This is a genomic window from Ureibacillus sp. MALMAid1270 (genome assembly GCF_049202975.1).
Lineage (GTDB): Bacteria > Bacillota > Bacilli > Bacillales_A > Planococcaceae > Ureibacillus.
In genome coordinates, this window is record NZ_JBMIRP010000005.1 from 1 (window position 1) to 11,045 (window position 11,045).

11 protein-coding genes are annotated in these 11,045 nt (G+C 34.1%); 3 read left to right on the top strand and 8 right to left on the bottom strand.

Annotated features, from left to right (window positions below):
- The first annotated feature begins 164 nt into the window (after positions 1-164).
- The 3 genes from ACOQFO_RS00165 to ACOQFO_RS00175 all read left to right on the top strand — a co-directional run bounded on the left by ACOQFO_RS00165 (position 165) and on the right by ACOQFO_RS00175 (position 2,712).
- Positions 165-1,688, top strand: a complete 1,524-nt coding sequence (locus ACOQFO_RS00165) for a leucyl aminopeptidase (protein ID WP_421687709.1) — start codon at positions 165-167, stop codon at positions 1,686-1,688.
- Between the two features lie 81 nt (positions 1,689-1,769).
- Positions 1,770-1,973, top strand: a complete 204-nt coding sequence (locus tag ACOQFO_RS00170) for a hypothetical protein (RefSeq protein ID WP_421687710.1) — start codon at positions 1,770-1,772, stop codon at positions 1,971-1,973.
- Positions 1,974-2,148: 175 nt separating this feature from the next.
- On the top strand, positions 2,149-2,712 hold the full coding sequence (locus tag ACOQFO_RS00175) for a DUF5366 family protein (protein ID WP_421687711.1): 564 nt from the start codon (positions 2,149-2,151) through the stop codon (positions 2,710-2,712).
- 45 nt (positions 2,713-2,757) lie between these two features.
- On the opposite strand, the gene ACOQFO_RS00180 is transcribed toward ACOQFO_RS00175, so the two are convergent.
- The 8 genes from ACOQFO_RS00180 to ACOQFO_RS00215 form a co-directional block, all read right to left on the bottom strand.
- A complete protein-coding gene (locus ACOQFO_RS00180; protein WP_421687712.1) occupies positions 2,758-4,608 on the bottom strand; it encodes a transglycosylase domain-containing protein in 1,851 nt (616 codons plus the stop codon).
- Positions 4,609-4,880: 272 nt separating this feature from the next.
- A complete protein-coding gene (gene mnhG, locus ACOQFO_RS00185) occupies positions 4,881-5,246 on the bottom strand; it encodes a monovalent cation/H(+) antiporter subunit G (RefSeq protein ID WP_421687713.1) in 366 nt (121 codons plus the stop codon).
- The gene (locus ACOQFO_RS00190; protein ID WP_421687714.1) at positions 5,230-5,511 is read right to left on the bottom strand and encodes a Na(+)/H(+) antiporter subunit F1; all 282 of its coding nucleotides are present in this window, start codon (positions 5,509-5,511) and stop codon (positions 5,230-5,232) included. Before ACOQFO_RS00190 ends, mnhG begins: the two co-directional genes overlap by 17 nt.
- Positions 5,508-5,987, bottom strand: a complete 480-nt coding sequence (locus ACOQFO_RS00195) for a Na+/H+ antiporter subunit E (RefSeq protein ID WP_421687715.1) — start codon at positions 5,985-5,987, stop codon at positions 5,508-5,510. Before ACOQFO_RS00195 ends, ACOQFO_RS00190 begins: the two co-directional genes overlap by 4 nt.
- A gap of 1 nt (position 5,988) precedes the next feature.
- Positions 5,989-7,479, bottom strand: coding sequence for a Na+/H+ antiporter subunit D (locus ACOQFO_RS00200; RefSeq protein WP_421687716.1), 1,491 nt, complete (start codon positions 7,477-7,479; stop codon positions 5,989-5,991).
- On the bottom strand, positions 7,472-7,813 hold the full coding sequence (locus ACOQFO_RS00205; protein ID WP_421687717.1) for a Na(+)/H(+) antiporter subunit C: 342 nt from the start codon (positions 7,811-7,813) through the stop codon (positions 7,472-7,474). Before ACOQFO_RS00205 ends, ACOQFO_RS00200 begins: the two co-directional genes overlap by 8 nt.
- On the bottom strand, positions 7,813-8,235 hold the full coding sequence (locus ACOQFO_RS00210) for a Na(+)/H(+) antiporter subunit B (RefSeq protein ID WP_421687718.1): 423 nt from the start codon (positions 8,233-8,235) through the stop codon (positions 7,813-7,815). The genes ACOQFO_RS00205 and ACOQFO_RS00210 overlap by 1 nt, the downstream gene beginning before the upstream one ends.
- Positions 8,222-10,639 (bottom strand): Na+/H+ antiporter subunit A, encoded by a 2,418-nt coding sequence (locus ACOQFO_RS00215; RefSeq protein WP_421687719.1) that lies wholly within the window; start codon positions 10,637-10,639, stop codon positions 8,222-8,224. Before ACOQFO_RS00215 ends, ACOQFO_RS00210 begins: the two co-directional genes overlap by 14 nt.
- Positions 10,640-11,045: the final 406 nt, after the last annotated feature.

Sequence of the window (11,045 nt, forward strand, 5' to 3'; positions counted from 1 at the left end):
TTGTCACTTCCTTTTTGGGTAGTTTTGTGTGTGGTAACCTCAACTAACACCAAAATTAAGGGGGTGGCAAGTTTTTTTGCGTAAAAGACTGTAAAACCAACAATTATTAGCGATTTATATAAATTATTTTTGACAATACGAGATATTAGGGGGAGATGTCAAAAATGAAAACGATAAAAGACATGAAAACTTTTGAAACAACTACATCAGAATTACTAATCGTAGGTGTAAGAAAAAACTCGAATCTCATTAAAGGGTGGGATCAGTTTATTTCGTTTTTTGGAAACTCAATAGAAGAGTGGATCAGAGAAGGAGATATTCAAACAGATCAGAAAAAACTAACGAAGATTCCTGTAAAAACTTCAAATTCTAATGTAAAACGGGTTTTATTTGTTGGTTTAGGAGATCAGAAAAAATTAACAGAACAACTTTTAAGAGAGACTTTTGGATTAGTTGGTAAAGAATTAAAGAAATTGAAAGCAAATAGCTTTTCTATTTGGTTAGAATCATTTACTGCTGCGCCAATTGATGAAAACGATATTTCGTTTCTTTCTGCAGAAGGAATTGGAATGGGTTACTATACAATTCCTAACTATAAAACAACTTCAAATGAACCAGATACAACAATTGAAACTGTTGAATTCGTGACAGAAGCAGATATCGACGAAGTAGTTTCAAGCTTTAATGTAGGGAAAGTGTATGCTGATTCAGTAAATGAAGCAAGAAGCCTAGTAAATAGACCACCGAATCTTCTTACAGCACCAGACCTTGCTGATTATGCTGTTCAGTTAGCAGAACAGTATGGATTTGAAGTGGAGATATTAAACAAAGCAGAGCTTGAAGAGCTTGGAATGGGTGGCATTTTAGCTGTTAACCAAGGATCTTCTATCGAGCCTCGTATGATTACGTTAAAGTATCAGGCTAAGGAAACTTTTGAAAATGTTGTTGGTTTAGTTGGTAAAGGTGTAACGTATGACACTGGTGGTTATTCAATCAAGCCAAAAACAGGTATGGTTGGCATGAAAGGTGATATGGGTGGTGCTGCTGCAGTTTTAGGTGCAATGAGAATTGTCGGGGAGCTTAGACCTGATCAAAACGTTGTAGCAGTAATCGGAGCAACTGACAATATGATTTCTAGCGATGCGATGAAGCCAGACGATGTCATTACAACATATAGTGGCAAAACGGTTGAAGTATTAAATTCAGATGCAGAAGGTCGTCTTGTATTAGCTGATGCAGTCACATACGCTAAACAACAGGGTGCAAACTATTTAATTGACGTTGCAACTCTAACTGGTGGTGTCATTACTGCACTTGGATATGATAAAACAGGTGCTCTTTCAAATAATGAAGCATTTTTCGATGCATTTATCGAAGCAAGTATCGAAACTGGTGAGTTCGTTTGGGGAATGCCATTAACAGAAAGCGATAAAAAACGAATTCGCAAATCAGATGTAGCCGATTTAAATAATTCACCAGGTAGTGACGGCCATATGATATTTGGTGGCGGATTTGTAGGAGAATTTGTTGAAAATACACCATGGATCCATTTAGATATCGCTGGAACTTCCGATGCTAAATCTGCTCATGATCTTGGTCCAAAAGGTGGAACAGGCGTTATGGTTAGAACGCTTGCAACATTAGTAGAACGATTTGAAGATTTACAAAAAGAACGCAATAGCTTCTAAATTGTAGTAATAATAGTTTAGGCAACAGCATAACTACTCCTTCTTTTCTGACATATGTTACTAAAGAAAAGGAGGAATAGTATGACAAATTATTACGGCGGCTACGGAGGCGGCGGTTATGGGTTTGGTTATCCATTCTTAGGTGGATTATTAGGCGGTTTTCTAGGGAACGTTCTTTACCCAGACAATCGTTATTATCGTCCACACTATTATAGACCATATCCTTATCCACCTTACCCTCCATACTATCATTACCCAAGAAGAAGACATGGCAGATATTATTAAAAATATTATTGCCACACCACAGTCAGCGCACTGTGGTGTTTTTTATATGTTCCTTTTATTCAATAAAGTAATCAATTAAATAAGATGTGGATGAAACTATTTCAAATAGCTATTTCTTTTTTATTAATTTTAGCTATGATTAAAGATAGAATGAATAAATTTAGAGGCATACAACATGAAAAATCCATATTTATATAGTTATTTACCATTATTTACGATCATTTTATTTAGCTTATCCTTTGGGATATTTGCAGTTAATCAACTACTACCTTTCTTATCTTCGATAGGTGTTTACTCTGGAATGAGGGAGTTTTTATCGGATATAGAATTACGGGTATTTTTGTTAATTATCCTATCCCTTTGCTTTTTTATGTTATTTTCAGCATTAAAATTAATTGGACAAACAATTCATGAAGTTGGAATGTTATTTTTCTCGAAAGATAAAATCGGGGAAACGATAAGTGTTGCACGTGGGGGATATGTAATTTTCTTCTTCGGCTCATTACTTTCTGTTATTGGCATTCAATCTGTATCAATACTAATGGCGATATTTGCAATTACAGTGTTTATTTACTTTATCTATACGATCTATAAAATGAGTAAATTTATGACGATGGTCGGTATGTTAGGACTCATTATTTTTGAAATATTGTTTTGGTCAATTTTTGTATCATTATTACTATATATTTTACTGAAACTTTATAATGGTGTTTTAGCAAGTTTACCATTTGCAAATTAAAAAGTGGGCTGTCTTGAAATTTGATTTCGAGACAGCCCATTTAGGTTAATTCATAATGGTATTAAAAATTTTGAAATGGATTTGATCATCCTCAAGATAATGCATCGATTTTGGTTGGTCGAACCCGAGCCAAACTGCTGTTGTATATTCATTGGATAATCCAGCTAGCCAAAAATCTCTGTAATCATTCGTTGTACCAGTTTTTGCTCCTATATAAGAAGAATCTGCATATAAGCCAACACCTGTCCCACTTTCAACTACCTCACTAAGTAAGGTGCGTACATATTCAACGGTATTAGGGGACCAAATCGTTTCTTTTTCTTGCGGCCATTGGTATAAAACATTTCCTTCCAAATCCGTTACTTGACGTATACTATGAGCCCTTTTGTAACTACCATCTATAAAACTACTAAAAGCATCAGCCATCTCAAGTGTTGAAACACCATGTGTAAGTCCACCTAATGCTGCCGCATAGGAGCGGTCCTCATTTACTAATGAATTGAATTGAAATCGATCTAAATATTGGAAGCTGTTTTCAATGCCAACTATATTTAATAATCGAACTGCGGAAGTGTTGTAACTATATTTAAAAGCAGTTTTTATACTTACATTTCCGTAGATTGCTCCGCCATAATTTTGAGGACAGAACTTTTCGATACAAATAGGCGCACCGCTTACGAATGATTCAGGTGTATAACTTGTTGTTTCAAATAATGGTGCGTAAACTACCAATGGCTTAAAGGAAGAGCCTGGCTGCCTAGTAGCCTGATAAGCTCGATTAAATTCAAACTTTTTATAATTTTTCCCTGCATATAAACTAACAATTTCTCGCGTTTTATTATCTACAACGACAGCACTCGCTTGTAAATCATTCACAGTTAATATCGAATCAATTTTCTTTTGATCACCATATTGCTTTTTTGGATTAAGGGCTGTGTAAATTTGAATTCCCGACTGTAAAACTTCTTGGTAGCGGGCTTCAATCTCATTGTAAATGGCCATTCGTTCTTTTTCACTTTCAGCTTGCTCCAACTTTAAATCGAAACCTTCTTGAAAAGCAATTAGCCATTTTAATTCATCTAATACATAAGTACTGTAAGCCGGATGTTGTTGAATTTTTGTTTTAACATTTAAGGTAATCTTTTCGGCTTTATATTTTGTAGCATCTTCTGTAGTAATAACCTGATTTTCTGCTAGCGTATTTAATAATCTTTCTTGTCGAGCTTTTGTATTTTCGAAATGAATGAAAGGATCATATAAAGAAGGGTTATTAGGGATTGCTGCTATAAATGTCATTTGAGCAATCGACAATTGTTCAAGCGGCTTTTGAAAATAAAAGGTAGCTGCTGAGCCAATTCCATATACTTGGTTACCAAAATATATTTCGTTTAAATACATTTCAAAAATGGTTTCTTTGTCGTAAAGCTGTTCTAATTTATATGCGTAAAATAGCTCCATCAGCTTTCTTTCATAGGTTTTCTCCGTAGATAAATAGCGAAGACGTACAAGTTGCTGTGTTATGGTACTTCCACCTTGTTCGACGGAATCACTAGAAGAGTTCACGACGACGGCTCTTGCAATAGCACCTAAATCAAACCCTATATGACGATAAAATTCTGTATCTTCACTAAGGATATATAGTTGTTTAATAATTTCTGGGACGTTTTCAAATTGAATGGGGTCCCGCCACTCTACATACTCCTCGTTAAATATATTCCCATTACGATCGTACATCTTTGCAGGTAAGGTGCTTTTAATTTCAGGAAGGTGGATCTCTTCATTGATTTGTTCTTCATAGGTGGAAAGAACGGAAATTTCTTTCATCACACTATTACCTAAAAGTAAAAGAATAGGAACACTGCAAAAAATGAAGGCAAATCCTACTAAATGTCTCATAAATGTTCCCCCAACAAGATACTATCTCTCTTTGAAAGAATACCATAATCAAGGAGAGGATAGAGTAGATAATTATGGATTTCTTATTCATAAACTTTCGTAAACTAGAATGTTGTTTGATATTTGAATTTATTTAAAAAGACAAAAAACTGTAGGCAAACTCATAAATTCGAGTTTGTCTACAGTCTGAAAGGAGCATCTGGTTGATGAATTAAAAAAAACTAATCTGAAAAGTTTCAACTGTATAAAAAGTAGGTATATACGCTTTTTATTTATAACTTTTTATTTTTCAGTTTTTCTTTAAATTCAACTTTCAAATCATCGCGAACTGTACCTGACCAAGGTTTAACTCCTGCAATATAGGAAGAGCGGCTCATAATATGTGCTCCAACCGGGCCAGTGATGAATAAAAATACGATTCCTAAAAGAATTCCAGGATTAAAATGATTTTCATTTAACCAAAAGTGGAAAAATACACCTAATAAAATACACATTACGCCTAAAGTTGAACTTTTGGAAGCAGCATGTGATCTTGTATACAAATCAGGTAATCGAACAAGACCAATTACTGTTACAACGATAAACAAAAGACCAACTGATATAAAAAATACGACTAGACTATTAGCGAGAATCGTCACGAGTAATAATATCCCCTTTCTCTATAAATTTAGAGAAGGCTACTGTCCCAATAAAAGATAAAATTGCAAGTAGTAAAATAATCTCTAAAAAGAAATTAGTACCTACTAAAATAGAGAATAACCCAACAATACAAATTAATGTGACACCGAGCGCATCTAGAGCGATAACTCGATCAGAAGGTGTAGGGCCTTTTACAACTCGATAGGTAAGAGCAACCATTGATATTGCAATAATTACGATGGCTGTCCAAATAAAATACGTCATGAGCGGGACACCTCCAAGATTGCCTTTTCAAAGGAGTTTTTAATCGAATCAATTGTTTCATTAATATCCTTACTATCAATTACATGGATAAACAAAGACTTGCTATCATCTGATACATGCACAACAACTGTACCTGGAGTTAAGGTGATTAGACTTGATAACAGTGTTATTTCCCATTCTTCTTTTAACTCAGTATCATACTTAAAAAAGGCAGGCTGCATTTGTAATTTTGGCCTTAAAACAAGGATTAGCACAGAAATATTAGCTAAAATCAATTCCTTTATAAAAAGAAGAATTAATAATATAACTGCCCAAACTCTTCCGATATATAGACGATATTTAAAAAATCTTCTTAGAGCAACTATTGAGAGTAATCCCAATAAGTAACCTATAACGAAACCTGATGGTGAATAATTAGATGTTAAAAACATTAAAAGGAAAGCTAAAAATATGTTTAATAATATTTGAAAGGACATATTATTCTCCTCCTTTCAACACTGCATCAGTATAGACGGACGAATCAAATAATAAGTTAGCTGCATCATCGATAAATGGAACAATCAACTCTGTACCAACACCATAAAAAATAGATATCAACACTAAAAGAATTGTAGGGAAGAACATTATGTTATAAGTTTGTTTATTGATATTATTGGAAATCTGTCCTTGGTCGCCCCAAAATGCATAAATAAAGATTCGAATCACTGACAGTAAAACAACTAGACTAGAGACTAATATAAAAATACTTGACCAAGTATTTCCCGCCTGGAAGCCTCCTTGAACTATTAAAAGTTTTCCGATAAAACCACTTAATGGAGGAACACCGGCTAATCCCAGTGCAGCGATTAAATAGAACCAACCTAGTGCAGGATAATTTTTCATTAAACCGCCCATTTTCCTTAGGTTTGACGTTCCTGTTATATAGATCACAATGCCTATCAACATAAACAATGCGGCTTTAATAATCATATCATGGATTAAATAGAAAACTGCACCTACAAGAGCCGCTTCATTCATAGAAGCAACCCCAAATAATATTACACCTACTGCAATCACAATGTTATAAATGATAATTTGCTTTACATCAAAATGAGCTAGTGCACCTATACTTCCGGCAATGATTGTAAGAATAGCTAGTACAAGTAGTAAGTCATGAGTAAAGGCTAAATCATGGGTAAAGAATAGCGTATATGTACGCATAATTGCATAAACCCCAACTTTGGTTAATAAAGCACCGAATAATGCAAGTACTGGTATTGGGGGTGCTGCATAGGCGTTTGGTAACCAGAAATATAGCGGGAAAATAGCTGCTTTCATACCAAATACCATTAAGAAAAGAACAGCAATAACTGTAACAATTCCAGGTTGGTTAATTTCAGCAATTTTCAATGATATATCTGCCATGTTTAATGTCCCAACGACTGAGTATAAATAAGCAACCGTAATAACAAATAATGCAGAAGAAATTACATTTACTAGTATATATTTAATAGATTCTCTAAGTTGAGTCTTTTCACCACCCAGAACGATGAGTAAGTATGAAGCCATTAAGAGTACCTCAAAAAATACAAACAAGTTAAAAATATCACCTGTAGTAAATGCTCCATTTACCCCAGTAAGAATAAACATTACACCAGGGTAATAGAAAAAACGTTCACGTTCTTTACCAATGGAACCAAAGCCATACCAAACGATAAAGAATGTAATTACGAGAGTTGTTAAAACTAGCAACGCAGATACCATATCGGAAACCATGGTAATACCAAATGGCACTGGCCAACTACCGAGTGTCAATGTTTGAGGGCCATTTTCTTTTACATTAAACAATAAAGCAAATGCACAAATAATCGATATTAATAAACCTAAAATTGTTGTAATCCGTTGATATTTCAAATTCTTTTGACCAAACATTAAAATCATTGCGAAGAAAAATGGAATGATAATAGGTAACAAAAGAAAGTTATTCATGTTCTTCACTTCCTTTCATTTGAGTCATATCATCCGTTTTTAACTCTTGGTACGAGCGATATGCCAACACTAGAAAGAATGCAGTTACACCAAAACTAATAACAATAGCTGTTAAGATTAACGCTTGTGGAAGTGGGTCTACATATTCTGTAACACCATCCGCTAACACTGGGGGGTTGTCTCCTCCGAATCCACCCATTGTTAAGATTAGTAAATGGGCACCATGACTTAAAAGTCCAGTTCCAATAATAATTCTTAGTAAACTTCTCGAAAGAATTAAATAAATCGCGGCCATAAATAAAAATCCACAAACGAATGCCATAATAATTTCCATTATTCATCATCCCCTATCGTTTGAATAATGGTCATCGTAACACCAACAACAACCAGATAAACACCTAAATCAAACAAAGCTGCAGTATGAAGCGATGTTTTCCCGAACAAAGGTAAATAGAAATAATCAAAAAAGTGTGTAAAGAATGGCTGATCAACAAACATTGAAATTGCAGCTGTTCCTAACGCTAAAATCAAACCAACTGCAACCAAATATATATAGTTTATAGGAAGGAGGCGTTGAACAGTATTCAAATCAAAAGCAATAATTAATAATACAATTGCACTTGCTGTTACAAGTCCTCCAACAAATCCGCCACCAGGTGTATAATGTCCAGCAAAGAAAATATGAATAGCAAAGAAGAAAATAATGAAAAAGACGATTTTTGCAGTGAATTGCAATATGACGTTATTTACTTTCATAATTTTTCTCCTTTCTGCTCAAACGTAATTTAATCATTGCGAAGATTGAAATACCTGCTATTGCTAATACAGCTATTTCAAACAAAGTATCGAATCCTCGATAATCGACTAAAATTACGTTTACGATATTTCCTCCACCTGCTTCAGAGTAAACGGTTTCTTTGTAGTAATTAGATATTGATTCTATAAACTTCTGTGAGTGACTTGATAATGCAACAAGAGTTACCATTACTCCAACAGCGATTGATACAAAGGCTCTACCAAATTTAAAACGTGTACGTTCTTCTACCTTTGAGAATTTTGGTAAGTGGTAGAAAGCCATTAAGAATAATGCAACTGATATTGTTTCAATTACAAGCTGAGTTAGTGCTAAGTCAGGTGCATTAAATATGACAAAGAATAGTGAGACTGTATATCCAACTGCCCCTAATGCAATAATTGAAGTAATCCGAGATCTAGCAAATACTGAAGTAATTGTTCCAATTACCAAGACTAGAATTAGAATAATTTCATATAAATGAATAGGTGAAGAACCTTCTAATGTAAATACAAATGCTTTTTTTACAATTAGTGTTCCGATGACGAACACAGGAATCGCTGTAAACATATAAGCTAGGTATTTTCGAATAGAACCTGTCATATATAACTTTGAAAAACGTGTCATCCAAGAACCTAATAATTGATTTATTGTGAAATCATAAAAACGATTTAGAGTAAACCGTTCAGGCAGAGTACTATATAGCTTTTGCCATTTCGATAATGTTAAAAATAGTAATAAACCTACGACAACTATACCAATAGTCATAAACAATTCAGGTGTAGGGCCATGCCAAGCCGATACATGAATATGGACATCATTAGGACTAGTGTATAAGAATGGTTGTATAGCAACTACAGCTGGTTTTACAAAAGTATCCGTTACAATATTAGGAATAAAGAAAATTGTAACAACTAGGCCAGCTAAGATGACAGGTGAAATTAACATACCAATTGGTGCTTCATGTGGCTTTGTAGGTAATTGATCTACTTTAAGCTTTCCTGTAAATGTTCTAAATACAAAGTAAAAGCTGTAAATGAATGTGAATACACTTGCAACCCAAGCAATAATTGGGAATAGAAGTCCCCATGTTGAGAAATTAAATAAATCAAATTCAGTAACAGAAAGCATAGCAATTAAGAACATCTCTTTACTTAAGAAACCATTAAACGGTGGTAAACCGGCCATTGAAAAGCTTCCTATAATAGCAACGGTAAAACTTACCGGCATTAGGCTCATTAATCCGCCTAATTTTCTTATATCACGTGTGCCTGTTTCATGATCGACAATTCCTGCAATCATAAACAAACTTCCTTTAAATGTAGCATGGTTAATTAAATGGAAAATCGCTGCAAATGCTGCATATTTAAAGACAGTATCTTCTGCACCATCAACATGATAAGCGATTGCACTAACACCAAGTAATGACATAATTAAACCTAATTGACTTACCGTAGAAAATGCAAGAATTCCTTTTAAATCTGTTTGCTTTAATGCAAAAAATGAACCCCAGAATAGTGTTAACAAACCAATTCCTGCTACTAACCACACCCAAGCTTCAGATAAGGCGAAAATTGGTGTAAATCGTGCAACTAAATAAATACCGGCCTTAACCATCGTGGCAGAATGTAAATACGCGCTGACTGGTGTCGGTGCTTCCATTGCATCTGGTAACCAAATATAAAACGGAAATTGAGCAGATTTTGTAAACGCACCTAGTAAAACTAAGACTAATGCAACAATAAACAAATCATTAGTTGCTAGTAGTGGAGCCTGTTCAATTAAAGCACGTATAGAGAATGTTCCCCCCATTAAAGAAAGTAGAACAAATCCACCGAGCATAAGCATTCCACCAGCGACTGTAATCATCATTGACTTTAGAGCTCCAAAACGTGATTTATCACGATTAAACCAATATCCGATTAGTAAGAAGGATGAAATAGACGTAAGCTCCCAGAATAAGTAAAGTGTAATCATATTATCAGATTGCACTACGCCTAACATCGCTGACATAAAGATTAATAAGTAAATGTAGAAATTATGAAGCTGTTCTCTTTTACGATCTAAATAAAAAATAGAGTAAAGAACAACTAACGCTCCAATCCCTGATATTAATAATGAAAATAACAAACTTAACCCATCAATATAGGATACAAAAGAAATACCTAGTGATGGTATCCAGTTTAACTGCTCTATGACAGTTTCGCCTTTTGAAACGGCAGGTATAAAAGTTGAATAATAGATAACTAAGAAGAGTGGAACTATTAAAACAAACCAACCAGTATGTACATTTCGTATCTTCTTAAAGAAAAAAGGCATAAAGAAGGCTGCCATTATGGGAATGAAAAGACATAATATTTGTAACATAATAAATTATCCTCCTTTCTCAATTAAAAGAAAAAAATTTCCGAATAGTATAAATTATACTGCAAATAGTGTAATTATGCACTTATATGTTTAAAACTAACTTGTTATTATACATAACTCAACTTTCGCACCAATAAAGTAGGTGATCCACGTTGATTGTTAATGGCCTGCGGCCTTTTCATTATGTTACTTGACAATGTTAATGAAAAATGAAAAACACCTCGTTCTTTTGGTATAGTGTAATTAACTAGAAAACACTACCATACAGAAGAGGTGCTCCCTATATGATAGACCAAAATAGCCAATACAATCAACTGCCAAATGAACTTGATTCTGTTTTTTCTGAGCTGGAAATGTATAAACATCTACGCAAGGCTGGAATTAAAAAGTCCTTTGGTCTCAGCTG

Coding starts and splice junctions, on each gene's coding strand:
- ACOQFO_RS00190 (WP_421687714.1), bottom strand. CDS start 5,511: ATGACGTATTTTATTTGGACAGCCATCGTAATTATTGCAATATCAATG.
- ACOQFO_RS00210 (WP_421687718.1), bottom strand. CDS start 8,235: ATGAAAGTAAATAACGTCATATTGCAATTCACTGCAAAAATCGTCTTT.
- ACOQFO_RS00165 (WP_421687709.1), top strand. CDS start 165: ATGAAAACGATAAAAGACATGAAAACTTTTGAAACAACTACATCAGAA.
- ACOQFO_RS00215 (WP_421687719.1), bottom strand. CDS start 10,639: ATGTTACAAATATTATGTCTTTTCATTCCCATAATGGCAGCCTTCTTT.
- ACOQFO_RS00200 (WP_421687716.1), bottom strand. CDS start 7,479: ATGAATAACTTTCTTTTGTTACCTATTATCATTCCATTTTTCTTCGCA.
- ACOQFO_RS00205 (WP_421687717.1), bottom strand. CDS start 7,813: ATGGAAATTATTATGGCATTCGTTTGTGGATTTTTATTTATGGCCGCG.
- ACOQFO_RS00180 (WP_421687712.1), bottom strand. CDS start 4,608: ATGAGACATTTAGTAGGATTTGCCTTCATTTTTTGCAGTGTTCCTATT.
- ACOQFO_RS00170 (WP_421687710.1), top strand. CDS start 1,770: ATGACAAATTATTACGGCGGCTACGGAGGCGGCGGTTATGGGTTTGGT.
- ACOQFO_RS00195 (WP_421687715.1), bottom strand. CDS start 5,987: ATGTCCTTTCAAATATTATTAAACATATTTTTAGCTTTCCTTTTAATG.
- ACOQFO_RS00175 (WP_421687711.1), top strand. CDS start 2,149: ATGAAAAATCCATATTTATATAGTTATTTACCATTATTTACGATCATT.